At 72.8% G+C, this 25,159-nt stretch carries 24 protein-coding genes, 2 pseudogenes and 1 riboswitch; of the genes and pseudogenes, 22 read left to right on the top strand and 4 right to left on the bottom strand.

The window, feature by feature from the left end; all coding sequences use genetic code 11:
- Positions 1-48 precede the first annotated feature (48 nt).
- The 19 genes and pseudogenes from O7595_RS31305 (at position 49) to O7595_RS31215 (ending at position 16,712) form a co-directional block, all read left to right on the top strand.
- The gene (locus O7595_RS31305; RefSeq protein ID WP_269731941.1) at positions 49-924 is read left to right on the top strand and encodes an alpha/beta fold hydrolase; all 876 of its coding nucleotides are present in this window, start codon (positions 49-51) and stop codon (positions 922-924) included.
- Between the two features lie 167 nt (positions 925-1,091).
- A complete protein-coding gene (locus tag O7595_RS31300) occupies positions 1,092-2,189 on the top strand; it encodes a baeRF3 domain-containing protein (RefSeq protein ID WP_269731940.1) in 1,098 nt (365 codons plus the stop codon).
- 192 nt (positions 2,190-2,381) lie between these two features.
- Positions 2,382-3,374: a dihydroxyacetone kinase subunit DhaK gene (gene dhaK / locus O7595_RS31295; RefSeq protein WP_269731939.1), complete on the top strand. Its 993-nt coding sequence runs from the start codon at positions 2,382-2,384 to the stop codon at positions 3,372-3,374.
- Positions 3,375-3,464: 90 nt separating this feature from the next.
- Complete coding sequence (gene dhaL, locus O7595_RS31290; protein ID WP_269731938.1) at positions 3,465-4,061, top strand: dihydroxyacetone kinase subunit DhaL; 597 nt, start codon at positions 3,465-3,467, stop codon at positions 4,059-4,061.
- Positions 4,058-4,462, top strand: coding sequence for a PTS-dependent dihydroxyacetone kinase phosphotransferase subunit DhaM (locus O7595_RS31285; RefSeq protein ID WP_269731937.1), 405 nt, complete (start codon positions 4,058-4,060; stop codon positions 4,460-4,462). The genes dhaL and O7595_RS31285 overlap by 4 nt, the downstream gene beginning before the upstream one ends.
- Before the next feature lie 16 nt (positions 4,463-4,478).
- Positions 4,479-4,699, top strand: a riboswitch (cobalamin riboswitch).
- Between the two features lie 29 nt (positions 4,700-4,728).
- Entirely contained in the window at positions 4,729-5,421 is a 693-nt protein-coding gene (locus O7595_RS31280) for an energy-coupling factor ABC transporter permease (protein WP_269731936.1), read from the top strand.
- Positions 5,418-5,792: an energy-coupling factor ABC transporter substrate-binding protein gene (locus tag O7595_RS31275; protein WP_269731935.1), complete on the top strand. Its 375-nt coding sequence runs from the start codon at positions 5,418-5,420 to the stop codon at positions 5,790-5,792. Before O7595_RS31280 ends, O7595_RS31275 begins: the two co-directional genes overlap by 4 nt.
- Before the next feature lie 6 nt (positions 5,793-5,798).
- On the top strand, positions 5,799-6,548 hold the full coding sequence (gene cbiQ, locus O7595_RS31270) for a cobalt ECF transporter T component CbiQ (RefSeq protein WP_269731934.1): 750 nt from the start codon (positions 5,799-5,801) through the stop codon (positions 6,546-6,548).
- A complete protein-coding gene (locus O7595_RS31265; protein ID WP_269731933.1) occupies positions 6,545-7,411 on the top strand; it encodes an energy-coupling factor ABC transporter ATP-binding protein in 867 nt (288 codons plus the stop codon). The genes cbiQ and O7595_RS31265 overlap by 4 nt, the downstream gene beginning before the upstream one ends.
- Before the next feature lie 97 nt (positions 7,412-7,508).
- Complete coding sequence (locus O7595_RS31260) at positions 7,509-9,530, top strand: NADPH-dependent 2,4-dienoyl-CoA reductase (RefSeq protein ID WP_269731932.1); 2,022 nt, start codon at positions 7,509-7,511, stop codon at positions 9,528-9,530.
- A 23-nt stretch (positions 9,531-9,553) separates the two neighbouring features.
- Positions 9,554-10,102 (top strand): PadR family transcriptional regulator, encoded by a 549-nt coding sequence (locus O7595_RS31255; protein ID WP_269731931.1) that lies wholly within the window; start codon positions 9,554-9,556, stop codon positions 10,100-10,102.
- A gap of 800 nt (positions 10,103-10,902) precedes the next feature.
- Entirely contained in the window at positions 10,903-11,106 is a 204-nt protein-coding gene (locus O7595_RS31250) for a cold-shock protein (protein ID WP_269731930.1), read from the top strand.
- Positions 11,107-11,309: 203 nt separating this feature from the next.
- Positions 11,310-11,567: pseudogene (locus O7595_RS31245) on the top strand (DEAD/DEAH box helicase); the annotation flags it as partial.
- Positions 11,568-11,629: 62 nt separating this feature from the next.
- Positions 11,630-12,019: a CBS domain-containing protein gene (locus O7595_RS31240; RefSeq protein ID WP_443071772.1), complete on the top strand. Its 390-nt coding sequence runs from the start codon at positions 11,630-11,632 to the stop codon at positions 12,017-12,019.
- Positions 12,020-12,076: 57 nt separating this feature from the next.
- Positions 12,077-12,373: an SCO5918 family protein gene (locus O7595_RS31235; protein WP_269731929.1), complete on the top strand. Its 297-nt coding sequence runs from the start codon at positions 12,077-12,079 to the stop codon at positions 12,371-12,373.
- A gap of 233 nt (positions 12,374-12,606) precedes the next feature.
- Positions 12,607-12,715: pseudogene (locus tag O7595_RS33990) on the top strand (MerR family DNA-binding transcriptional regulator); the annotation flags it as partial.
- 235 nt (positions 12,716-12,950) lie between these two features.
- Positions 12,951-14,384: an FAD-dependent oxidoreductase gene (locus O7595_RS31225; RefSeq protein ID WP_269731928.1), complete on the top strand. Its 1,434-nt coding sequence runs from the start codon at positions 12,951-12,953 to the stop codon at positions 14,382-14,384.
- 674 nt (positions 14,385-15,058) lie between these two features.
- The gene (locus O7595_RS31220) at positions 15,059-16,312 is read left to right on the top strand and encodes a cation:proton antiporter (RefSeq protein ID WP_269731927.1); all 1,254 of its coding nucleotides are present in this window, start codon (positions 15,059-15,061) and stop codon (positions 16,310-16,312) included.
- Positions 16,313-16,331: 19 nt separating this feature from the next.
- Positions 16,332-16,712: a hypothetical protein gene (locus O7595_RS31215; RefSeq protein WP_269731926.1), complete on the top strand. Its 381-nt coding sequence runs from the start codon at positions 16,332-16,334 to the stop codon at positions 16,710-16,712.
- A gap of 116 nt (positions 16,713-16,828) precedes the next feature.
- Here O7595_RS31215 and O7595_RS31210 read toward each other — a convergent pair whose 3' ends face one another.
- Positions 16,829-17,308, bottom strand: coding sequence for a hypothetical protein (locus tag O7595_RS31210; protein WP_269731925.1), 480 nt, complete (start codon positions 17,306-17,308; stop codon positions 16,829-16,831).
- A gap of 189 nt (positions 17,309-17,497) precedes the next feature.
- On the opposite strand from O7595_RS31210, the gene pip reads away from it, so the two are divergent.
- Entirely contained in the window at positions 17,498-18,460 is a 963-nt protein-coding gene (gene pip / locus O7595_RS31205) for a prolyl aminopeptidase (protein WP_269731924.1), read from the top strand.
- A gap of 51 nt (positions 18,461-18,511) precedes the next feature.
- On the opposite strand, the gene O7595_RS31200 is transcribed toward pip, so the two are convergent.
- The 3 genes from O7595_RS31200 to O7595_RS31190 all read right to left on the bottom strand — a co-directional run bounded on the left by O7595_RS31200 (position 18,512) and on the right by O7595_RS31190 (position 23,545).
- Positions 18,512-19,447: an ABC transporter substrate-binding protein gene (locus O7595_RS31200; protein WP_269731923.1), complete on the bottom strand. Its 936-nt coding sequence runs from the start codon at positions 19,445-19,447 to the stop codon at positions 18,512-18,514.
- Between the two features lie 233 nt (positions 19,448-19,680).
- Positions 19,681-21,792 (bottom strand): SpoIIE family protein phosphatase, encoded by a 2,112-nt coding sequence (locus tag O7595_RS31195; RefSeq protein ID WP_269731922.1) that lies wholly within the window; start codon positions 21,790-21,792, stop codon positions 19,681-19,683.
- A 361-nt stretch (positions 21,793-22,153) separates the two neighbouring features.
- Positions 22,154-23,545 (bottom strand): NADP-dependent succinic semialdehyde dehydrogenase, encoded by a 1,392-nt coding sequence (locus O7595_RS31190; protein ID WP_269731921.1) that lies wholly within the window; start codon positions 23,543-23,545, stop codon positions 22,154-22,156.
- Positions 23,546-23,780: 235 nt separating this feature from the next.
- On the opposite strand from O7595_RS31190, the gene O7595_RS31185 reads away from it, so the two are divergent.
- On the top strand, positions 23,781-24,542 hold the full coding sequence (locus tag O7595_RS31185) for a hypothetical protein (protein WP_269731920.1): 762 nt from the start codon (positions 23,781-23,783) through the stop codon (positions 24,540-24,542).
- Between the two features lie 123 nt (positions 24,543-24,665).
- Positions 24,666-25,139: an NUDIX domain-containing protein gene (locus O7595_RS31180; RefSeq protein ID WP_269731919.1), complete on the top strand. Its 474-nt coding sequence runs from the start codon at positions 24,666-24,668 to the stop codon at positions 25,137-25,139.
- The last annotated feature ends 20 nt before the right edge of the window (positions 25,140-25,159 follow it).

Here is a 25,159-nt window from a genome sequence, read left to right as displayed (position 1 = left end):
AGGCTGGCCGCAGAGGCGATATGACGACCCATCGGAAGGAATCACCGGATGACCGACCCCCTCGAGCTCGAACTCCCCGTCGACGGCGGGACGCTGCGCGTCCTGCGGTTCGGCACCGGGCCGCGCACGGCGGTCGCGGCGCACGGCATCACCGCGTCCGGGATGTCGTTCCGCGCCCTCGGCCGCCATCTGCACCCCGACTGGTCGCTGTTCGCCCTCGACCTCCGGGGCCGGGGCGGCAGCGCGGACACCCCGGGGCCGTACGGCCTCGACGCCCACGCCGCCGATCTGTGCGCGGCGGCCGAGCACTGGGGCGACGGCGCGCCCGTCGCGGTCACGGGCCAGTCGATGGGGGCGTGTGTGGCGCTGCGGGCCGCCGCGCGACGCCCGGAGCTCTTCGACCGGCTGCTGCTGATCGACGGCGGACTGCCGATGCCCCTGGAGGACGGCGCCGATCCCGATGCCGTGCTCGACGCCTCGATGGGGCCGGTCCTGGCGCGGCTCGCCCGGACGTTCGAGAGTGACGAGGCGTACCTGGACCTCTTCCGCGCCCATCCCGCCCTCGGCCCCGAATGGAACGACGACATCGAGGCGTACGTCCGCTACGACATCACGGGCCCCTCCGGCACCCTTCGAGCCCGCGCCCGGGAGGGCCCGGTCCGCCTCGACGGCCGCGCGCTGCTCACCTCGGCACCGGCCCTCGCCGAGGACCTGGCGGGGCTCGCGGTGCCGGCGATGCTGCTCCACGCGCCCCGAGGACTGACGGGGGCGGAGCCGGGCATGCTGTCCGACGCGCTGGTCGCGCACTGGACGGCCCGGACGCCGCGGCTGACGGCGGAGGCGGTGCCGGACTGCAACCACTGGACGATCCTCATGGGCCCCCGGGCGAAGACGGTCGCCGACCGGCTCGTGGGCATGGTGTGAGGCTCGGCGCACGCGCCCGGGGGCGCGGGCGGGGCGCGGCGTCCCACCGGTCCTGGTGCCCGCGCAGGCAATCCGACTTATGGTGCAAGGAGTCGGCTTCAGCTCGTCGCACCTCGGTGCGGACAGCCCGGCCCTCCAGTGCACACCGCTCGGAAAGGGTGGACCCGATGCACCCAGCCCTCAGCTCCGACGACCTGGTCCGGCTCCGCCGGCAGCGCCCCTATCCCGCGGTGTCGGTGCTCATGCCCACGCACCGCCGTGAGCCGGACAGCGCGCAGGACCCGGTCCGGCTGCGCAATCTCATGACCGAGGCCAAGGAGCAGCTCAAGGCCGATCCCTCCGTCACCCGGGACACCCGGATCGATGTGTCCGAGCAGCTCGACCGGGCCCTGGCCGAGATCGACCTGGTGCACGCGGAGGACGGGCTCGTGGTCTTCGCCGCGCCGGGCGAGCACGAGGTGTGGACGCTCGGCCGGCCGGTGCCCGAGCGCGTGGTGCTGTCGGACACCTATCTGACCCGCAACCTCGTCTCGGCACAGGCCGCCGAGCGTCCCTTCTGGGTCCTGGCGGTCGCCTCGGACCGGGCCACCCTGTGGAGCGGCGCGGCCGACCGCCTCTCCGAGGAGCGCACCGGGCCGTTCCCGATGTCCCGCCCCGCGGAGAACTTCGACGCCGAGCGCCAGGAGCGGATCGGGGATGTGCCCAGCACCTTCCAGGACGAGGACACCCGGCACTTCCTGCGGGAGGCCGACACGGCGCTCGCCTCGGTGCTGAAGGCCGACCCTCGGCCTCTGTACGTGACCGGCGAGCCCGCCGCGCTCGCCCTCCTCGACGACGTCGGCACGGCCGCGAAGGGCCAGGCCGTCCACGCGCCCCGGGGCGGGGTGGCGGGCGGCTCCGCCGACGCGGTCTGGCAGGCGGTGCGGCCGTTCGTCGAGGCCCGCGCGCAGCAGGAGGTCTCCGGCGTGCTCGAGGAGCTGGACCGGGCCAGGGGCAGGCGCGCCTTCGCCGCCGGCGTCGACGAGATCCGACAGAACGTGGAGACGGGCCGGGTCGCGCTGCTAGCCGTGGAGGAGAACTACCGCGAGACGGTGCGGGACACCGGCGCCCACCTCCTGCCCGCCGACACCGGCGACCTGGACGCGCTGGTCGACGTCGTGGACGAGATCGTCGAGAAGTCCCTGGAGACGGGCGCGCAGGTGCGGTTCGTCCCGGACGGCACGCTTGCGGGAATGGGCGGCATCGCGAGCGCACTGCGCTACTGACCGGCCTCCGCCGGGCGGCCGGCAGGGAACCTCCGGCCGCCCCGCCGACGGTGCCGACGGATCGGCGGGAGCGCGGTGCCGTGCGGGCCGTTTGCGCCGATACTGGCAGAGGGTGTGCGGCCCGTACCGCCACGGCCCGGCCTGAGAGGACACCGTCCGGAGTGATCGTCGCCAGTCCACCAGGAGGTTCCCATGAGGATGCTCATCAATGTCCCCGAGACGGTCGTCGCCGACGGCCTGCGAGGTCTGGCCGCGGCGCACCCCGGGCTGAACGTCGACGTGGAGAACAGGGTCGTGGTGCGGGGGGACGCCCCGGTCGCGGGCAAGGTGGGCCTGGTGTCCGGCGGCGGGTCGGGGCACGAGCCCCTGCACGGCGGGTTCGTGGGGGTCGGGATGCTCTCGGCGGCGTGCCCCGGCGAGGTCTTCACGTCCCCGGTGCCGGACCAGATGGCCCGGGCCGCGGCGGCGGTGGACAGCGGGGCGGGTGTGCTCTTCGTGGTCAAGAACTACACCGGCGACGTGCTGAACTTCGACATGGCCCGGGAACTCGCCGAGGACGAGGGCGTCCAAGTGGCCAAGGTGCTCGTCAACGACGACGTGGCCGTGCAGGACAGCCTCTACACGGCGGGCCGGCGCGGTACGGGCGCGACGCTCTTCGTGGAGAAGATCGCGGGCGCCGCGGCGGAGGAGGGCGCGCCGCTGGAGCGGGTCGAGGCCGTCGCCCGTCGGGTCGGCGAGCGGTCACGCAGCTTCGGTGTCGCGCTCAGCGCCGTCACGACCCCCGCCAAGGGCACCCCGACGTTCGACCTGCCGTCCGGCGAACTGGAGTTGGGGATCGGCATCCACGGCGAGCCCGGCCGGGAGAGGCGGCCGATGATGACGTCGCGGGAGATCGCGGACTTCGCGGTGAACGCGGTTCTGGAGGACCTGCAGCCGTCCAGTCCGGTGCTGGCGCTGGTCAACGGCATGGGCGCGACACCGCTGCTGGAGCTGTACGGGTTCAACGCGGAGGTCCACCGGGTGCTCGCCGAGCGGGGCGTGCCGGTGGCCCGGACCCTGGTCGGCAACTACGTCACCTCGCTCGACATGGCCGGCTGCTCGGTGACGCTGTGCGAGGCGGACGAGGAGATCCTGCGGCTGTGGGACGCCCCGGTGGAGACGCCCGCGCTGCGCTGGGGCCGCTGAGTCATGCCCGGCCCGGCCGACGGCGGCTTCGCGTCCGCGGGCCGCGACGACGCGCGCGGGGAAACCGGTGCGCCACGAGAAGGAGACGCTGTGCTCGACGCGGATTTCTTCCTCCGCTGGATGAACGCCCTGGCCGAGGCGGTGGACCGCGAGGCGGGCCGGCTCACCGAGCTCGACGCCGCGATCGGGGACGCCGACCACGGAACGAATCTGCAGCGGGGTTTCACGGCGGTGCGGGCGGCGCTGGAGAAGGACGCGCCGGACACCCCCGGTGCCGTGCTGATGCTGACCGGGCGGCAGTTGATCTCGACGGTCGGTGGGGCGTCGGGGCCGCTGTACGGCACGCTGCTGCGGCGGGCCGGAAAGGCGCTCGGCGACGAGCCCGAGGTGTCGCGGGCGCAGCTCGCCGAGGCGCTGCGCGCGGGGATCGCGGCGGTGGCGCAGCTCGGCGGCGCGAAGGCCGGGGACAAGACGATGCTGGACGCGCTGGAGCCCGCGGCCGCGGCGCTGGACGAGTCCTTCGCGGCGGCGCGGGAGGCCGCCGACGAGGGCGCGGCGGCGACCGTGCCGATGCTGGCCCGCAAGGGGCGGGCGAGCTATCTGGGCGAGCGCAGCATCGGGCACCAGGATCCGGGGGCGACGTCCTCCGCCCTGCTGGTCGGGGCCCTCGAGGAGGCCGCGCGATGACCGGCCCGGTCGGGATCGTCCTCGTCTCGCACAGCGCGCAGGTCGCGGAGTCGGTCGCCGACCTCGCCCGGAGGCTGGCCGGCTCCGGCGACGCCGTACCGGTCGCCGCGGCGGGCGGGACGGCGGACGGGGGCCTCGGCACCAGTTCGGAGCTGACGGCGCGTGCCGCGCACGAGGTGGACCGGGGCGCCGGAGTGGCCGTGCTGGTCGACATCGGCAGCGCCGTGCTGACGGTCAAGGCGCTGCTGGCCGAGGGCGACGAACTTCCGGAGGAGACCAGGCTGGTGGACGCGCCGTTCGTGGAGGGCGCCGTCGCCGCGGTGGTCACCGCGGCCGCCGGCGCGGATCTGGACGCGGTGGAGGCGGCGGCCGCGGAGGCGTACGACTACCGCAAGGTGTGACCGTACGCATCCGCGCGCGGCTTGTGATGGACCTGGTCAACGCACTAATGTCGCAGGGCCTTGGTGAACGGGAAACCGGTGGAGTACCGGTGCGGCCCTCGCCACTGTGATCGGGAAGTCCGGCTCTCTCCGCAAGGAAGCCACTGGACCGCCACGGGAGACCGTGGTGTCCGGGAAGGCGGAGCCCGGGCGGCAGGACCCGTCAGCCAGGAGACCGGCCGGGGCGCGTTGTCCATCCACGAGGTGCTGGAGAGGGTCTCCCAACCATGCATATAGCCGAGGGGTTTCTGCCCCCTGTGCACGCGGCCGCCTGGGGCGTCGCGTCCGCCCCCTTCGTGATCCACGGCGTACGGGCGCTCACCCGTGAGGTCAGGGCGAATCCCGAGTCCACCCTGCTGCTCGGCGCGTCGGGCGCCTTCACCTTCGTCCTCTCGGCGCTCAAGATCCCTTCCGTGACCGGCAGTTGCTCGCACCCGACCGGCACGGGGCTGGGCGCGATCCTGTTCCGGCCACCGATCATGGCAGTGCTCGGCACGATCACCCTGCTCTTCCAGGCGCTGCTGCTGGCCCACGGCGGACTGACCACGCTCGGTGCGAACGTGTTCTCGATGGCGATCGTCGGGCCGTGGGCCGGGTTCGCGGTGTACGCGCTGCTGCGCCGGTCCGGGGCGCCGCTGATGGTGGGCGTCTTCTTCGGCGCGTTCGTCGCGGACCTGTCCACGTACTGCGTCACCAGCGTGCAGCTGGCGCTGGCATTCCCCGACCCGGGCAGCGGCGTGGCCGGCGCCCTGGCCAAGTTCGGCGGCATCTTCGCGTTCACCCAGATCCCGCTGGCCGTGAGCGAGGGCCTGCTCACCGTGCTGGTGATGCGGTTGCTCGTGCAGTCCAGCAAGGGTGAGCTGACCCGCCTCGGAGTGCTCCTCCAGGGCGGCGCCAAGAAGGAGGCCGCGGTCCGATGAGCCGTAACGCGAAGATCAACACGCTGCTGCTGGCGATCGTGGCGGCGCTGGCGGTGCTGCCGCTCGCCCTGGGCCTCGGCGACCACAAGGAGGAGCCCTTCGCGGGTGCCGACGGGGAGGCGGAGACCGCGATCACGGAGATCGCGCCGGACTACGAGCCGTGGTTCGCGCCGCTCTACGAACCTCCGTCCGGGGAGGTCGAGTCGGCGCTGTTCGCCCTCCAGGCGGCGCTGGGTGCCGGTGTCCTGGCCTACTACTTCGGGCTGCGCAAGGGGCGCCGGCAGGGTGGGGCGCGGGCGGCGGCCGGGGAGGCGGAGACGCCGGCCGCCGGTTCCGCGGGGGTTGCCGACACCGCCGGCCCGGGCGCCTAGCCGCCGATGCTGCCGATCGACGCGGCGGCGCACAGCAGTCGCTGGCGCCGCCGTCATCCGTGCGAGAAGGCGGCACTCGGGTTCGGGCTGACGGTCTGCGCCGTCGCGCTGCCGCCGTGGCCGGGTGCCGTCCTGGTCGCCGCGGCGGTCGTGTCCGTACTGCTCGGGCCCGCCGGGGTGGCGCCGCGCCAGCTGTGGCGGGCGTGGCGCATTCCGCTCGGGTTCTGCGTCACCGGTGCCGTTCCCCTGCTGTTCTCGGTGGGCGGCCCCGACGGCTTCCTGGCGCTCGCGCCCGACGGCCCCGCGCACGCCGTACGGCTCCTGCTGCGGACGTCCGCCGCCTCGCTCGGGGTGCTGCTGTTCGCGTTCACCACGCCGGTGTCGGACGTGCTGCCCCGGCTGGTCCGGGCCGGGGTGCCCGGGCCCGTCGTGGACGTGGCCCTCGTGATGTACCGGATCGGCTTCCTGCTGCTCGACGCGGTGCACCGGATCCGTGAGGCACAGGCGGCCCGGCTCGGGCACACGACCCGGGCGGCCGCCTGGCGGTCCCTCGCCGGGCTCGCCGCGACCGCCTTCGTGCGGGCCTTCGACCGGGCCCAGCGGTTGCAGACCGGGCTCGCCGGGCGCGGCTACGACGGAACGCTGCGGGTCCTGGTGCCGCCCGCGACGGTGTCGGCCCGCTTCCTGGCGGCGACCGCCGGACTGCTGGCGGGGATCGTCGCCCTCACCCTCGTACTGGAAAGGTCCGTACTGTGAGCACGTCCGTGGACGCGAGCGCGCCCGGGGCCGGGGCGCCCGTGGTGGAACTGGCCGGCGCGGGATTCTCCTACCCGGACGGCCCGCCGGTGCTGCGCGGTGTCGACTTCGCCGTGCCGGGGGGACGTTCCCTGGCGCTGCTGGGCCGGAACGGCAGCGGCAAGACGACCCTGATGCGGCTCCTCAGCGGCGGGCTGCGCTGCGACGAGGGCCGGCTCCTGCTGCACGGCGAGCCGGTGGCGTACGACCGCGGCGGGCTGACCCGGCTGCGGACGACGGTCCAGCTGGTCGTGCAGGATCCGGACGACCAGCTGTTCGCCGCCTCGGTGGGCCAGGACGTGTCGTTCGGGCCGATGAACCTGGGGCTGCCGGAGCCGGAGGTACGGGCCCGGGTCGCCGGGGCACTCGACGCCCTGGACATCACGGCGCTGGAGGACCGCCCGACGCATCTGCTGTCGTACGGGCAGCGCAAGCGGGCCGCGATCGCGGGCGCGGTGGCGATGCGGCCGCGGGTGCTGGTCCTGGACGAGCCGACGGCGGGACTCGATCCGCACGGTCAGGAGCGGCTGCTGGCGGTGCTGGAGCGGCTGCGGGAGGGCGGTACGACCGTGGTGATGGCCACACACGACGTGGACCTGGCGCTGCGCTGGGCCGACGACGCCGCCGTGCTGTCGCCGGCCGGGCTGCGGACGGGGCCGGTCGAGGAGCTGCTGGCGGACCGGGAGCTGCTGGAGTCGGCCCGGCTGCGTCTGCCCTGGGCGATGGCCGCGGAGGAGGTGCTGCGCGCCCACGGGCTGCTGGCGGCGGGCAGTCCCGGCCCGCGGACCCCGGAGGAACTGGACCGCTGGACCGTGCCGGCGTAGCGCATCTCACCCGGACCTCGTTGTGCAACTTGTTGCATAACGAGGCCTCCGGCGTCTACAAAAGGGGGCGACGCTCATTGCGCGAGGAGGCGCCCCGATGACCCCCACCCCGTACCCGCATCTGCTCAGCCCGCTCGACCTCGGCTTCACCACGCTCCCGAACCGGGTGCTCATGGGCTCGATGCACATCGGTCTGGAGGAGGCGGAGAACGGCTTCGAGCGCATGGCGGCCTTCTACGCCGAGCGCGCCCGCGGAGGCGTCGGACTGATCGTGACCGGCGGCATCGCCCCGAACGACGCGGGGCGCCCCTACGACGGCGGCGCCAAGCTCACCACCGCGGAGGAGGCCGCGCAGCACCGCACGGTCACCGACGCGGTGCACGCGGAGGGCGGCCGGATCGCCATGCAGATCCTGCACTTCGGCCGCTACGCCTACCACCCCCAGCTGGTCGCGCCGAGCGCGCTGCAGGCCCCCATCAGCCCGTTCGTCCCCCACGCCCTCACCGACGAGGAGGTCGAGCAGACCGTCGAGGACTACGTCCGCGCGGCGGAGCTGGCCAAGTCGGCGGGGTACGACGGCGTCGAGATCATGGGCTCCGAGGGCTACCTGATCAACGAGTTCATCGCGAGCGCGACCAACCACCGGGACGACCGCTGGGGCGGCTCGTACGAGAACCGCACCCGCTTCCCCCGGGAGATCGTCCGCCGCACCCGCGAGCGGGTCGGCGACGACTTCATCATCGTCTACCGGCTGTCGATGCTCGACCTCGTGCCCGGCGGCTCCTCGCTCGACGAGGTGGTCGCGCTCGCCAAGGAGATCGAGGCGGCCGGCGCGACCATCATCAACACCGGCATCGGCTGGCACGAGGCCCGGATCCCGACCATCGCGACCTCGGTGCCGCGCGGCGCGTACACCTGGGTGACGCGCGAGCTCATGGGCTCGGTGTCCGTGCCGCTGGTCACCAGCAACCGGATCAACACGCCCGAGGTCGCGGAGCGGGTGCTCGCCGAGGGACGCGCGGACATGGTGTCCATGGCGCGGCCCTTCCTGGCCGATCCGGAGTTCGTCGCCAAGGCCCGCGAGGACCGCGCCGAGACGATCAACACCTGCATCGGCTGCAACCAGGCGTGCCTGGACCACACCTTCAGTGGCAGGATCACCTCCTGCCTGGTCAACCCGCGTGCCTGCCACGAGACCGAGCTGGTCCTCTCCCCCACCCGGCTGCGCAAGCGCCTGGCGGTCGTCGGCGCCGGCCCGGCGGGTCTGGCGTTCGCCGTCTCGGCGGCCGAACGCGGCCACGAGGTCACGCTCTTCGACGCCGCCGACGAGATCGGCGGGCAGCTGAACATCGCCAAGCGCGTCCCGGGCAAGGAGGAGTTCGAGGAGACCCTGCGCTACTTCCGCACCCAGCTGGAGCTGCGCGGGGTGGAGGTCCGGCTCGGGACCTTCGTCACGGCGGACCTGCTGACCGGCTACGACGAGATCGTGGTCGCGACCGGGGTCACGCCCCGGACGCCCGCGATCGAGGGCGTCGACCACCCCAGCGTCGTCAGCTACCTCGACGTGCTGCGCGACGGTGCCGAGGTCGGTGAGCGGGTCGCCGTCGTCGGCGCCGGCGGGATCGGCTTCGACGTCGCGGAGTTCCTCACCGACGGCGGCGAGGGCGCGAGCCTCGACCCGGAGACGTACTTCCGGCAGTGGGGCGTGGACACCGGGTACGCCGAGCGGGGCGGGCTGCGGGCCCCGGAGCGGCCGCGGCCCCCGCGCACGGTGCATCTGCTGCAGCGCAAGACCTCCAAGGTCGGCGCGGGCCTCGGCAAGACGACGGGCTGGATCCACCGCACCGAGCTCAAGCACCGCGGCGTCACGATGGTCGCGGGGGCGGCGTACGACCGGATCGACGACGAGGGCCTGCACATCACGGTGGACGGCACGCCGAGGACGATCCCCGTGGACACGGTGGTGCTGTGCACCGGCCAGGAGCCGAGGCGCGACCTGTACGAGGAGCTGACCGCGGCGGGCCGCACCGCGCACCTCATCGGCGGCGCCGACGTGGCCGCCGAACTGGACGCCAAGCGGGCCATCGACCAGGGCACCCGGCTGGCGGCTGCGATCTGACGCCGCATCCCTAGGATGCGGTCATGTCCCTCCCGCACGCGATCCTCACCGCCCTGCTCGAGAAGCCGTCCTCGGGCCTGGAGCTGACCCGCCGCTTCGACCGGTCCATCGGCTACTTCTGGTCGGCGACGCACCAGCAGATCTACCGCGAGCTGGGGAAGCTGGAGGAGTCGGGGCTGATCCGCGCCCTGCCCGCGGCCCAGCCGGCACGGGGCAACCGCAAGGAGTACGAGGTGCTGCCCGCGGGCCGAACCGAACTGGCCGGCTGGGTGGCCAGCACCGAGGACCCCAAACCCATCCGGGACGCCCTGCTGCTGCGCATGCGGGCGGCGGCGGTTGTCGGGACGGAGGGGCTCGAGGCGGAGCTGCGTCGCCATCTCGACCTTCACCGGCGGCAGTTGGCGGAGTACGAGGACATCGAGAAGCGCCACTTCCCGCCGGAGCGGGACGCGGCCGAGGACCGGCTCCGGCACGTGGTGCTGCGCGGCGGGATCGAGCTGGAGCGGTTCTGGATCGGCTGGCTCACCGAGGCGCTGGGGGAGGTCGGGAAACTCCCCCCGGCGCCCCGGTAGTTCTGGGCGGAGCGGGCAGCCGGTCGCGCGACGGGACCCGACGCGTGAGGCTCTCGCCCATCCCTGATATCAGGTCTCCACGCGCACGACCCGGTCACCCGTGTCCGTGCTCGGCCGTCAGGATCACGTACCCGCGCCACGGCCTCCGCGCCGCCGTGAAGCTCGAAGCTGCTCGGCGCGCCCTGTCCCGCTTCCCCGGGTCCGTCGCGACAAGCGGGGTCTCCGCTCAACTTCGCAGACCCGACAAGCGCACCAGGAACCACGCGCGGGCCGTTCGGAAGGCTGCCGACCCGCACCGTGTTCCACTGCGTCTCGTGCGGCCACTCAGCGCACGCGGACACGGTGGGCGCGATCAACGTTCCACGGCCGGGCTGGTCCGTCGCGAAGCCCTACCGGCATGGCGATAAGCCCCGCGTTCACGCGGGGGAGGGGTCACGAGCCTCCCCCTTCGTCACGGTCGGCCTTGCGCTTCCCGAGGGCGTCCGGCCATGACGGACCTGCTCCCCCGGCACGTTCACGCGCAGAGGGATATCTGTTCCCGCGAGGTGAGAATTCGACAGTCCGGGCGGCAAGATTTTCCCCGGTCGGTGGGGGGCAAAAATCCACGGCAAGCACCGGGCGACTCAACGTGCTACTGTCGATATCAGTTGCAGTTGTGGTTCCCAGACTTCAAGTGTGCCTCAGTCGGCTCCGTACCGCTGAAGCATTTTTGCATTTCCGGTCATTTCCGGCGGGGTAATCATCGCGGCGACAGGCGTCCGCACCGTGCGGATCCCAGTGTGCCCCAAAGGAGATATGTCATGGCTACCGGTACCGTGAAGTGGTTCAACGCGGAAAAGGGTTTCGGCTTCATCGAGCAGGACGGCGGCGGCGCCGACGTGTTCGCCCACTACTCGAACATCGCCGCTCAGGGATTCCGCGAGCTGCTTGAAGGCCAGAAGGTCACCTTCGACATCGCGCAGGGTCAGAAGGGCCTCACGGCAGAGAACATCGTTCCCGCCTGACACTGACGCGTACGACGTAGCTGGGGCCCGCATCCTCCGGGGTGCGGGCCCCAGCTGCACACGCCATTCCAGCGACCGCACTCGCATCGGCTTACCGCAGGCCAGACCGTTCCGCATTCCATTGCGTTCCTATTATTGCGATTCCATGTGCCGGCTCATCCGCTGCGATATTCCCTGACGTACGCCGCTTCGAAAGGCTCCGTATGACCCGACTTCCACGAACCAACGACCGCTCCTCCCGCACCCCCGGCAGCGCCGGCTCCGGACGGAACGGCAGTCGCTCCGGCGCGCCGCGCCGCTCGGGCGGCTACGCCCGCCGTCCTGCCGCGGGCAAGGGCGAGTTCGCTCTCCCGAGGACCATCACGCCTGCGCTGCCCGCCGCCGAGGCATTCACCGATCTCGAGATGCCCAGGGAACTGCTCGCGGCACTCGTGGCCGAGGGCGTGACCGTACCGTTCCCGGAAACGCCCTTGGGACCTTTCGTTCGCAGATCGATGTCCACTCACCACTGCAGGAGGCACTTGTGACACCGGTCCACACCCAGGCACGCACCGCGGATTACGCATCGGCGGGCGGAGCGGTGGCCGAAGCGACGGTCGAGGCCGCGCCTCAGGTCTGGGACAACATGACGGTGGAGGTGGCCATGTCGGTCATGGCCAGTGCTCGCGCCGGGCACCTGCTTCTCTGCGACGAGGACGGCCAGTGCACCACACGGGTCACCTCGGCCCAACTCTCCGCCGTCCGCGGCAGCGCCGCGTACACGGACCGGGTCCGCCTGCGCGACGTCCTCGGCGACTGGGGAGGCTTCCACTCAGCCGTGACCTCGGCGGCCGAGCAGTCCCGCCGCACCGCCCTGTGCGCGGAGCCGCGCGCGGTCGACGAGCCGGGCGGCACCACGCTCCTGCCTCGCTGAACCGCCTCCCCTGGAGCCCCTCCTCCCTACAGTCCTCCCTCTCCCCGTGAGGCCCACATGCGCTGCGTCATCGCCCGCTTCCCGTTCGAACTGACCAAGGGTGTCGTACTGGAAAGGATGAAGGGAGTACGCCCCGAACCCGTCACCGGGGCGTCCGTGACCATCGGACGCCGCCAGTACCCGGTCATGCAGGTCGGTGCGATCATCACTCGTCAGGACCGCCGTGATTTCAGTGCGGGCGAAGTCGTCCGCGCCCTGACCCAGCTCGGCTTCGTCTGCCGGCCGGCCGCCCCCACCGGGGTCGCAAGCCCTCTCCAGCGGGCATCCGACCTGCTCGGCGGCCCCGCGGCCTGAGCGCCGAGCCGGGCCGTACATGACGGCAGCGGGCCCGTCCGGAGGGCGATCCGGGCGGGCCCGTCGTGCGCACGCGGTTCCCCCCGGCCGCGGCTGCCCATTGATCGGAGCCAGGGTCGGCGGTCGTGCCGAACGGCGCCGAGCCCCGCCACGCGTTCCCTGAGAGGTGAGATGACAGCGGACGACTCGGTCGACAAAACCGTCTCGAGGACGACGACTCTCCCGCCTACGCGATGGGGCGGGCAGCCGAGATGCTCGGCATCACTCCCCGCTTCCTGAGTGCCATCGGCGAGGCACGGCTGATCACTCCTCTGCGCTCCGAGGGCGGCCACCGGCGCCACCAGCTGCGCATAGTCCGGAGTCGACCGGCCCCACAGGGACTTGTGCGATCGGGAGTTGCCCGGGAGGGTCGCCCGAGGGGAATCGCGTACAACCTCCGCGACGACCATGTCTCCCCGTTCCCGGACGAAGCCGCATACCACATTCGCGCGGCTGCGGCTCGGCGCCCGTGATCTTCCGGTCGCCGCCGGGGATACTGGTCAGCCGTAGACGGACTCGCTGACCACGAGGGGCGGACATGGTGAACGACACGCGGGAACGGGCCTGTTGGGGACGGGGACGCCACGCCGTCGTCATCGGGGGGAGCCTCGCCGGACTGCTCGCGGCGCATGTGCTCGCCGGCCACGCCGAGCGGGTGACCATCGTGGAGCGCGACCGCGTCCCCGACGGTCCCGAGCCGCGTCCGGGCGTCCCGCAGAGCAGGCACGCCCATGTACTGCTGGAGAGCGGGCAGCTGGCACTGGACTCCCTGTTGCCCGGTTTCACGGCCGAGTTGCGGGCCGCCGGGGCGCCACGCGTGGGCATGCCCCGGGACATGGTGGCGTGGAGCGGCTCCTGGCTCCGGCGGACGGCCCCGACGACGCACATCCACACCGGCTCCCGCGCCCAGCTCGAACACCTGGTGCGCAGGCGGGTGCTGGCCAATCCGGTGATCACGACGGTCGAGTCCACGGAGACGGTGGGGCTGACCGGGGACGCCTCCCGGGTCCGTGGTGTCCTGCTGAGGGAGCGCGGCGGTGCGGACGGGGCCGCGGACGGCGCGGGTGTGCGGCAACCGCGCACGCTGGAGGCGGATCTGGTCGTGGACGCCTCCGGCCGGAGCTCGCGCGCCCCGCAGTGGCTCGCGGCCCTCGGGGCCCAGCCGCCGCAGGAGGAGCGCATCGACACCGGCCAGGCGTACGCCTCCCGTATCTACCGCAACACCGGTGCCCATCTGGGCACGGAGGCACTCGCCTACTGGTTCTACCCGAACCCTTCGCAGACGTACGCGGGCGGGGTGCTGCCCCTGGAGGACGGCAACCACCTCGTGGCGCTCGCCGGCCTCCGCGGTCAGGAGCCGCCCACGGACGACGCCGGGTTCACCGCTTTCGCGGCGCGCCTCCCCCACCCGTACCTCCACGAGTGGCTGCTCACCGCCGAACCGCAGACGCCGGCCTACGGATTCCGCTCGACGGCCAACCTGCGCCGCAGGTACGACCGTCAGCAGCGGCGCCCCGCCGGTTTCCTCGCCACCGGCGACGCGCTCTGCACCTTCAACCCGATCTACGGACAGGGCATGTCGGTCGCCGCCATGAGCGCCGTGGCGCTGCGTGACGCGCTGGCCGACCCGCGTCGGAGGCCGACGACCCGGCGGGTCCAGCGGGCGCTCTTCGACGCCTCGCGCCAGGCGTGGGACATCTCCGCGGGCGCCGACCGGGCCATGCCCGGCGCGGTGGGGAACGCCGTCGCCTCCCGGGCCGTCGACCACCCGGTCGGCTGGTACCTGGACCGCGTCCAGCAGCGGTACGCGGGCGATCCCGTGCTCGTGGGGCCGGCCTTCCGTTCCGTGCTGACGCTGACCACCCCCCTGAGCGCCCTGTTCGCTCCGCGGGTGGCCCGGGCGGTGCTGTTCGGCCCCGTGGTCGGCACTCCCGACGCCCCACCGATGCGAGCGGAGACCGCCCGCGCCTGAGCCACGCCCACGCCGTACGGACCGTACGTATGCCCCGGCCGGAGTGAACGCCCGCGGCCCCGGCGCGGTGCCGGGTCGCCGGACGTGTGCAGCGCTTCCCGCTGCCGGAGGCCGACGGTCCGCGCACGGGCACCGATGCCCTCGCACGAGCCGGGGTGTCCGTCGTCCCGATCCCGGACGCGGGCACGACATCATGCTGGACAATCCGCGAGCCTTCGTGCACGCCACCGCGGCGGCGCTCGCGGACCACAGTCGGCCGCAGCCGGCCTGCGGTAGTTCCCCGACCGGTCAACGGACCACCGAGGAACCGAAGGACGACACCCCCCTCGGCGAGCGGTACGCCTGGCGCGAGATGCACCGACGGCAGTCCTCCCGCCGGATCTGCATCGAGCACTCCCACCCGTTCGCTCACGCCCCGGTCAGAGGTACAGCGGGATGGGCGCCGTGCCGCGCGCCGACCCGGCGGCAGGTCACCCTACTTGGCGCGGTCCCGGTCGCGGCCTGGACGGTGCCGTGCCCGTCTTGCCGGGTCCCGGCAGTCACGGAACGGACCTCGATGCCCGTCAGGCGCTTGTCAGGAACGCGTAAGGGCCGTGTAAAGTCTGCCGCGGAGTGCCGGGAAGCCTGGTCGGCGGACACGGAACGGCTGTCTTCACCGATCGGGGGACTACTACATGGTGCTCGTCGCCGTCTTCGGCGCCGCTCTTCTCATCGCGGTGCTGCTCTCCGGGCTCGCCGCCCGGACCGTGCTCTCCACGTCCTTCCTCTTCCTCGTCGGCGGCGCGCTCGTCAGTGACGGGTTCCTCGGGCTCATCCACATCACGCCGGACAGCGAGATCGTGGCGGTCACCGCCGATCTCGCACTGTTCGCGGTGCTGTTCACCGACGGCATGCACGTGTCCTTCCCCAAACTGCGGGCGCACTGGAAGAACCCCGCCCGTGCCCTGGGCCTGGGCATGCCTCTCGCCTTCGTCGGCATGGCGCTCGTGACCCACTACCTGGCCGGACTGGACTGGACGACCTCCTTCCTGGTGGGCGCCGTCCTGGCGCCGACCGACCCGGTTTTCGCCTCCGCGATAGTGGGCCGCAAGGAAGTGCCCGCCAAACTGCGGCAGTTGCTCAACGTCGAGAGCGGCATCAACGACGGGCTCGCCCTCCCGTTCGTCCTGGTCTTCATCGTCGCCGCCGGCCCGACCAGCGGTCACACCGAGGCGTCGTTCGGCAAGATCGCGCTGGAGCTCGGGCTGGGGCTCGCCTTCGGCGTCATGCTGCCGCTGCTGGTCAACGGGCTCGCACGGTTCCGCCTGCTGGGCGCGGAGCCCAAGCTGCAGCCGCTGCTGCCGCTGGCCACGGGGATCATCCTGTACGCCGTGTGCCACCTCACCCACGCCAACCCCTACCTGGCCGCGTTCTCGGCGGGCGCGGTGATCACCGCCGTGTCACCGGAGGCGAAGACGGCCTTCGAGCCGCTGGGAGAGGCGCTGGCCGAGCTGGCGAAGTTCGCCGCCCTGCTCGTCTTCGGCGCGCTGCTCACCCCGCAGCTCTTCGGCGACCTGTCCTTCGGCGGGTACGTCGCCGTCGTCCTGGCGATCGTCCTCATCCGCCCGGCTTCGATGCTGCTGTCGCTGGTCGGCACCCGCTTCGACCGCCGAGAGAAGCTGGTCGCCGCCTGGTTCGGGCCGAAGGGCTTCGCATCGGTCGTCTACGGGCTGCTCGTGCTGCAGGCCGGGATCCCGCAGGGCGAGCAGGCGTACACCCTCATCGCCGTCTGCATCGCGTTCTCGATCATCGCCCACAGCAGCACCGACGTACCCATCGCGCGGATCTTCCACGTCGACGACCTCGCCGGCATCCCCGAGGGCCACGACGAGCGCCCGGACGAGCGGATCGGCGAGCACGACGACGACCGGGCACCCCGACCGTCCTGAGCACTCCGTCGGAGGAGAGATGTTCCAGTGGCTGTGGACGGCCGTCTGGTCGGCCGTCATGCTGCCGCTCGGCGCGGCGCTGATCGTGGGCCGCGTGCCGCCGTGGATGCGGCGGCAGTCGACGCCCGGCGGGCTCAAGGTGAAGGGGATAGCGGCGTTCGTCCTGTACGCGGGGCTCATGGTGCCACCGCTCACGACCCTGTCCGGGATGCGGCCCGAGGACGCTGACCTCGTGCGCATGGTCCTGGTTCCCATGGCGGTCTTCTCGGGGCACGGACTCGTCCTCGGGGCGACCCTCTGCGAGCGCTTCAACCGCCGCGCGATGGAGCGTGCCGGACTACCCGACCTGTCCGCGACCTCGGCGAACGGCTTGCCGGAACACCGAGGAAGCGCGAGGTGAAGCGGCGGGCGGGGCGCCGGCGATCCAGTGGACGGCACGGGGCCGGTCCGCTGTTCGCCGGGGCCGGGCCCGTTCGGCGGTGCCGCCCGGTCGGTGGGGGTGGTGCACACGCGGCCTCAGCAGGGGCCTTCCGCCACCTCCACCTGGACCCTCACGGTCTCCAGTCGCAAGGCGTCCGGTTCGGACTGGGGCGGGGACACGCGCATGCAGGAGGGGGTGCCGATGTCGTCCGTGCTGATCTCGAACAGGTCCGCGCCGTCGGCGGCCTCGTCCGATGTGTCGACCGGCTCGACGCGGACGACCGTGTGCTCGGGCCCCTCCCCGGTGCCCTTGACGGCCTCCTCGATCCGCTCCTCGTAGCCGAGGTGGCCGCGCAGGACCTGCGGTTCGGCCTCCAGGTACACGGCGGCCCCGCGGACGGCGTCCCGGAACTCGCCCTCGCTCCACTGCGCGTCGTCGAAGAGGTGGTACATGAACCCCACCACGACCACGGCGCTGCCCACGATCAGCACTCGCCCGACGGGGTTCTTCGGGTTGTACGCAAAGTGCCCGCCCTTCCTGATGAAGATCGGTTCGTCATGATGGTGTCCGCTCACGCGATGAGCCTAACCAGCCGACGTGGTGCGACGGAGGGGACGGTCCCGCCTCGGCGTCCCTGCCGGAAGCCGCCGGGCCCGGACATGATCACGTGGCCGTCCACCACCCCCGGCGCGGGCGCCCCGACGTTCGCGCGGTCATCCGGCCGCACCCCGCCCCGTCGCCGCCCCGTCACCTGAGGAGTCGTCATGCCCACGCGATACCCGCCGATCGAGCCGTACGAGACGGGCATGCTCGACACCGGTGACGGCCACCACGTGTACTGGGAGGTCTGCGGCAATCCCGACGGCAAGCCCGCCCTCGTGGTGCACGGCGGCCCGGGATCGGGATGCGGGCCCGGGGCCCGTCGCTGGTTCGACCCGGAACGCTACCGGGTCGTCCTCTTCGACCAGCGCGGCTGCGGTCGCAGCACCCCGCACGCCAGTGACCCACGCGCCGACCTGACGGCCAACACGACCGGGCATCTGCTGACGGACATGGAGCGGCTGCGGGAACTGCTGGACGTGGACCGCTGGCTGCTGTACGGCGGGTCCTGGGGGTCGACCCTGTTGCTCGCGTACGCCCAGCGGCACCCGGAGCGGGTGTCGGAGATCGTCGTCAACGGGGTGACGACGACCCGGCGTTCGGAGATCGACTGGCTCTACCGGGGCGTGGCACGGTTCTTCCCCGAGGAGTGGGACCGCTTCATGGCGGGGGTCCCCGAGGCCGGGCGGGACGGCGACCCGGTCGCCGCGTACGCGCGCAGGATGAACGACCCGGACCCGGCTGTGCGGGAGAAGGCCGTGAACGACTGGTGCGCCTGGGAGGACGCAGTGGTGTCGCTGGAACCCAACGGCCCGTCCGGCGTCTACTCCGGCCGCGCACCGGCGGCCCGGGTCGCCCTCGTCCGGATCACCTCGCACTACTTCGCGCACGGGGCGTGGCTCGAGGAGGGCGCCCTGGTGCGGAACGCCGCGCGGCTCACCGGAATCCCCGGCGTGCTGGTGCACGGCAGGCTCGACCTGTCCAGCCCTCCGGACACGGCGTGGGAGCTGTGCCGGGGGTGGCCCGACGCCCGGTTGGTGACGGTCGGCGACGCGGGTCACCTGGGCAGCGACGCGGCGGACGCGGAGGTGCTGGCCGCGCTCGACGGCTTCGCGGGCCGCCGCTGAGGCGTCACGACCCAGCCGCACCACGACCCCGCACTCCGCCCTCCGCCCGGCTCACGCCCCGGCCGCCGGGTCCCCGTGCGTCCGCCCTCCCCGCCGCTGCACCCCACTGCCTCCCGCCGCCTCCACCGCGTCGGCCACGCGGTCGAAGAATCGCGCGTGCGCGCCGTCGCTGTGCGGTTCCTCGGGGTTCCACGGCACGACACGGGCGACGGACGCGGCCGTGCGCCAGGCGTCGTTGTCGACCAGTGCGTCCAGTGGGTACGCGTTGACTCGGGCGTCGACGAGGAGCACCCGCGCGGAGAGCTCCGCGACGTACGGCCAGTCGGCGGTGAACCAGTTGGTGCCGGCCCCTCCCCGCGGTGACACCAGATCGAGGCCGAGGGCGGTGAGTTCCCTGAGGTCGGGCCAGGACTGCGGTCTGGCGAGGTGGGCGCTGTCGGCGGAGGCCGGTGACAGGGCCAGCAGGGACGGGCGGGCGGCGTTGTCGTGTGCGAGGGCCCGGAGCCTGGCGGTGGCGCGGGCGAGAGCTATGGCGCCCGCCGTGTCCTGGGCGGCACCCAGGGCTCTGGCGAGGGCGGCGAACCGGGCGCGGACGTCGCCGAGGGACTGGCCCCGGCCGACGTCGAGGACGACCAGGGGCACCCGCTCCTCCACGTGCTTCGCCGTGTCCGGGTCGAGTCCGTAGACCTGTCCTCCGCCGTAGGTGACGGCGACGACCAGATCGGGGTCACCGCGGAGCAGCGCGTCGGCGTCGAGCACGGCACCCGAGCCGAGATAGTCGACTCCGTCGAGCGGCAGGGATCCGGCCTTGACCGGGTCGGGCCCGTCGCCGTCGTGGTTCGAGCCGAACAGCCCGGCCGGGCGTATGCCGTGCTCCCAGAGGGTCGCTCCGGCCTGGATGTAGGTGACGACCCGTTCGGGCCGCCGGTCGGACGTGGCCAGATGGCCCCGGTCGTCGAGGAATTGCCATTCGGTCTGCCGGTCCATGATCGAGTGCTCCTTGCCCCTCGCCTGCGACTCGCTGCCCCTCTTCCTGCCCAGGGATCGCGCGCGACGAACGGCCGGTCCGGGACTCCCGGTGCGGCGCCCCGTGGCCGACTGCCGGTGGTGTGGCGGCTGTTCCGAGGGGACTTCGGGAGGAGACGCGTCCCGGCCGTGTCGCACATCGCTCGTGTCGGAGTCGGGCCGGGGCGGGGGCCGCCGGCGGCGGTGCGCCGACATCAGTCGCCGATCGGCCGGGGGCGGATGAGCAGGAGGGCGATGTCGTCGTGTCGCGGGGCGGATCGCTCGGCGTGACGGATGAGATCGTCGGCGAGGTCGCCCAGGTCCTTGATGCGGGTCTGTGCCAGGTGCTGGGCGAGGGCGTCGGTGGTGTCGTCGATGTCGGTGCCGGCGACTTCCACGAGTCCGTCGGTGTAGAGGACGAGTACCGCGCCGGGCGGGAGGGGGAGCTCGGTGGTGCGGTAGTCGGCGTCGGGGTCGATGCCCAGCAGGAGTCCGGGTGGCAGGGGCAGGACCTCGGTGCGTCCGCCGGGGTGTCGGAGCAGGGGCGGGGGGTGCCCCGCGGTGGCGAGACGGGCGCGGTGGCGGGCCAGGTCGAGCTGGGCGATCAGGCAGCTGGTGAACCTTCCGGCGTCGAGGTCGGTGAGTAGCCGGTTGGTGCGCGCGAGGAGCTCGCCGGGGGAGGTGCCGGCCGTGGCATGGGCGTGGACGGCGGCACGGACCTGTCCCATCAGGGCTGCGGCGTCGGAGTTGTGGCCCTGGACGTCGCCGATCGCCGCCGTCGTGGCGGTGGGCGCGTGGATGAGGTCGTAGAAGTCGCCACCGATGTCCATGCCGTGGCCGGCGGGCCGGTAGCGGGCGGTGATCTCGAGGCCGGGGACACGGGGCAGTGAACGGGGCAGCAGGCCGGTCTGGAGGGCGTGCGCGAGGCTGTGCTTGGTGTCGTAGAGGCGGGCTCGGTCCAGGGCCTGGCCGATGAGTCCGGCGAGGGAGGTGAGGAGGGCGCGTTCGGCGGGAGGAAAGGGGCGGGCCCGGTCGTAGGAGAGGGCGACGGATCCGATGCGGCGGCCGGAGGCGGTCAGCGGCAGGAAGGCCCAGGCGCTCCTGGCGTCATGGCGTGGTGCGCCGGGATAGCGGCGTTGGAAGTCGGCGAAGGTGGCGAAGAAGACGGGGTCGCCGGTGGCCAGTGCGTACGTGGTCGGGGTGTCGGAGGCCAGGGGCGTGCCGTCGAGGCGGCTGATGAACTCGGCGCTGTAGCCGCGGTGGCCGATGATGTGCAGCCGTCCTTCGTCAGCGATCATGAGCACCAGACCCCGGGGTCCGAAGGCGGGCACGATCTGGTCGGCGACGACGTCGGTCACCTCTTGGACGGTCGCGGCCTCGGCGAGGGCGGCCGCCAGGTACGTCAGGTGGTAGAGCCCCATGGCACCGACCCGTTCGCCGGACGGCGGGGACTGCGCGGTGTCCGTCTGCCGCGCGGCGGGTGAGATGTGCACGCTGATGCCGCTGTCGTCGGGGTAGAGCTGGAAGAGGAGTTCCGTGTGCGGAGGGCGCACGGCGGTGAAGGAAGTGGGCCGGCGGGCCACCACCGCCGCCCGATAGCTGTCCTCGCCCACCGGGGCGGGCAGCCAGGGCAATGCTTCCCAGGGCCGACGGCCCGAGAGCGATGCGGCGTCGGCGCCCACCAGGTCGGCACCCGCGGAGTTGATGAAGGTGAGCCGGCCCTCCAGGTCCAGGGCGCAGCAACCCGTGGGAAGGCGTTCGGTGAAACCGAGCGCGGCCATCGCCCGGGCGGGGTCGGCCTCGTCGAGCGGTACGGGAAGGCACCGGGGTTCCTCGGGGGGCAGCAGCGGCCGGCCCTGGGAGGCGGCCTGCTCGAGAAGATCGGCCGCCCGCCGGCAGCACGAGGTGATCGCCTCACGCTGGTGCGGGCCGAGTAGCGGCGGGTGTCCGACGGTCCACAGCAGGACGATGCCGCCCCACACGTGGGTTCCGCCGATGAAGGGAGCCGCGGCGAGCATGAAGTCGTACGGCAGGACGAGGCCCAGATGCGGGTAGCGGCGGGCCACCTCCTCACGGCTGTCGAGGAACACCAGCCGCCGCCCGCGCATGGCGTCCGTGACGGGCGTCGAAGCGTCCACCTGGGCTCGGGCCCAGGGCGCTGCGATCTGCAGGGACACGCCGGACAGCACGGCGAGCCGCAGCAGCCGCTCCTGCGGCGGCAGCAGGTAGAGCAGGCCGGCCGACGCGCCGGTCTCGCGCATCACGTCGGCCACGAGGGCTTCCACGTGCTCCATGCCGGGGCCCGGGCCGGAGGGGCGGACCTGCATGGCCCCTACCCGGCCCTGGCCGTCACCGGGGTGGGCGTGCGAACGCGCCCGAAGCGGCTGGGGGCCGCCTCCCGGCGGCGGCCCGCGCTCGGTACCGCCCGTCGGTGAGCGGGCCGGCGACACCAGCGGACGCGTACCGCCGGGCACGGAGGAGACGCGCCGAACGAGCCATTCCCAAAATCACCCACGTACGGACGATACGCCGGATGAGGTGGCCGGCACTCTTCACACGTCCGATGTCCCCACCCGTGTCCACTCACCCGCGCCGGAGAGCACCCCACCCTCGCCCGGCCGTCCGGCCCGTCCGGACCGCATGACGGGCGCAGGCTCCCGGACCCCCGGGCGGGGCGGCGCGTTCGCCTCAGGCGGCGGTCCAGACGGTCGTGATGTTGCAGAACTCCTTGATCCCGTGGTCGGACAGCTCACGCCCGTAGCCGGAGCGCTTCGCCCCCCCGAAGGGCATCGCCGGATGCGAGGCGGTCATCCCGTTGAAGAAGATCCCACCCGCCTCCATGTCCTGGACGAACCGCTCCATGTCGCTCGCGTCCCGGGTCCAGACGTTCGAACTCAGGCCGAAGGGCGAGTCGTTGGCGACGCCGACGGCCTCGTCCAGACCGGAGACGCGGTAGACGGTCGCGACGGGACCGAAGGCCTCCTCGTGGTGGATCCGCATCTGCGGGGTGATCCCCGTGAGGACCGTCGGCAGGTAGTACCAGCCGGCCTGGCGGTCATCCGGGCGGCCGGCGCCGCACAGGGCCTCCGCGCCGAGGCGTACCGCGTCGTCGACCAGTTCCTCGAGGTCGGCGCGACCCTGCTCGGTGGCCAGGGGCCCGACGTCGGTGGACTCGTCCATGGGATCGCCCACGGCGAGTGCCTCCATCCGGGCGGTGAAGCGTTCGGTGAAGGCGTCGTGGACGTCCTCGTGGACGATGAACCGCTTGGCCGCGATGCACGACTGCCCGTTGTTCTGGACCCGGGCGGTGACGGCGACCCGCGCGGCCCGGTCCACGTCGGCGGACGGCATGACCACGTACGGATCGCTGCCCCCGAGCTCCAGGACGGTCTTCTTGACCTCGTCACCGGCGATCGCGGCGACGGACCGCCCGGCCGGCTCGCTGCCGGTGAGCGTCGCCGCGGCCACCCGCGGATCGCGCAGCACGCCCTCGATCGCTCCCGCGCCGACGAGCAGGGTCTGGAAGCACCCGTCCGGGAATCCGGCCCGGTGGAAGAGATCACCCAGGTAGAGGGCGGTCTGCGGGACGTTCGACGCGTGCTTGAGCAGTCCGGTGTTGCCGGCCATCAGCGCGGGTGCCGCGAACCGCACGACCTGCCAGAGCGGGAAGTTCCAGGGCATCACGGCGAGCACCACGCCCAGTGGGCGGTAGCGGACCGTGACGCCGGAGGCGCCGGAGTCCGTCACGTCGCCGTCCGAAGGGTGCTCGTCGGCCAGCAGTTCCTCGGCGTGCTCGGCGTACCAGCGCATCGCCTTCACGCACTTCGCCGCCTCGGCCCTGGCGGCCGTCAGCGGCTTGCCCATCTCGCTCGTCATCGTGCGGGCGATGTCCTCCTGGTCCTCCTCCAGCAGCGATGCGGCCCGCTTCAGGAGCCGGGAACGCTCGGAGAACGACGTCGTGCGGTACGCACGGAAGGTCGCGTGGGCGGCGGCCAGGCGGCTCTCGATCTCCTCGGGGCCGATGGCTTCGAAGGTCTTGAGCGTCTCGCCGGTCGCGGGATTCACACTGGCGATGGCCATGACTGTGTCCTCCTTCGGCCGCACTTACGACCCTGCCGCGCCAGGAGCGGCGGCGCAACGCGACGGCCCGCCCGGCCCCTCCGCCCCTGACGGCCGCCGTCCCTCCGGCCGTCGGGCTCACCGGGCCACCCGCCTCCACCCCTCGGCGGTTCACCCGAACGGGCAGCCGGTGCCCCCTCGGCGTAGTCTCGGAACGGCGGATCACCCCGGCCGGTCGCATCACCCGGAGACGAACGTGAGCGCACTTCGCCGCAGGAGCGGGACCAGGAGCAGGAGCTGGACACGGGTGTCGTCCGCGGCGTTCCTCGCGGTCGCACTGGCGGTCGGCGGCACGGCCTACGCGGGCGACGACATCGAGACGCTCACGGCTCGGCAGATCGCGGAGAAGGCCCGTGAGGCGCTGCTCGACGCCGAGTCGGTGCACATCACCAGCAAGGGCGACCTGCGCGAGGCGGGCTCGCCGAACGAACTGGATCTCGCCCTTGACCGCTCGGGCAACTGCGCCGGCACGGTCAGCATGGGCGACGAGGGCTCCGTGGAGATCATCAAGCGGGGCGAGACGGTGTGGATGAAGCCGGACGCGGCGTTCTGGAAGAACCAGGTGCCGGGCGGCGGCGACACGGTCAAGGAGCTCGTCGGGGACCGCTATCTGCGGGGCACGACGGACAACGGACTGCTCAAGGGCATGACCCAGGTCTGCGACCTCGACACGTTCCTCGACCGGCTCACCGGCGTCCCCACCAGCGACGTCGACCTCACCAAGGGCACGAAGACCAAGGTCGACGGGGTCGACGCCATCCCGCTGTCGGGCAATCTGGCGGGCCGGACGATCACGCTGTACGTCGCCACCGAGGGCGAGCCGTACCCGGTGCGCCTGGTGGTGACGAGCGCCGGTGCGGCGAAGGCGACCGTGGACTTCTCGGACTACGACAAGCCCGTCCCGACGGCGACGCCCCCGGCCGCCGAGAGCGTCGACCTGTCCACTCTCCTGGGCTAGACACCTTGCTCCGGCCGGACGGGCCCACTCCCAGGGGTGAACCCGGCGGATGACGTTCACCCGGCGGCCGGCGGCCCCTGGGTCCGATGGCGGCGGCCCTCGGCCCCCCGCAGACTCGGCGGCATGTCGGGCAAGCGAAGCGCCGGCCTCCTGCTGTTCCGGGGCGCCGCGACGGATCTCGAGGTGCTGATCGGGCACATGGGAGGCCCCTATTGGGCCGCCAGGGACGAGGGCGCGTGGTCGATTCCCAAGGGCGAGTACGGCCCGGAGGAGCAGCCGGAGGCGGCGGCGCGGCGGGAGTTCGAGGAGGAACTCGGACTGCCCGCCCCGGACGGCGAGCGCGTCGCCCTCGGCGAGAGCCGCCAGTCGGGCGGCAAGACCGTCACGGTGTGGGCGGTCGAGGGCGACCTCGACCCCCGTTCCGTGGTGCCCGGCACATTCACGATGGAGTGGCCGCCGCGGTCCGGTGTACCGACGGAGTTCCCGGAGGTCGACCGGGTCGGCTGGTTCCCCCTCGAACGCGCGGCTGAGCTGCTCGTCCCCGGCCAGCGGATCTTCCTGGACCGGCTTGCCCACCACATACGCGGCGGCCGCTGAACGCGGCCGCCGCCCCGAAC

Origin of the sequence: Streptomyces sp. WMMC940 (genome assembly GCF_027460265.1) — a bacterium.
Classification (GTDB): domain Bacteria; phylum Actinomycetota; class Actinomycetes; order Streptomycetales; family Streptomycetaceae; genus Streptomyces.
The sequence above is the reverse complement of the archived record's forward strand: the minus strand, read 5'-3'. Positions and strand labels throughout refer to the sequence as shown.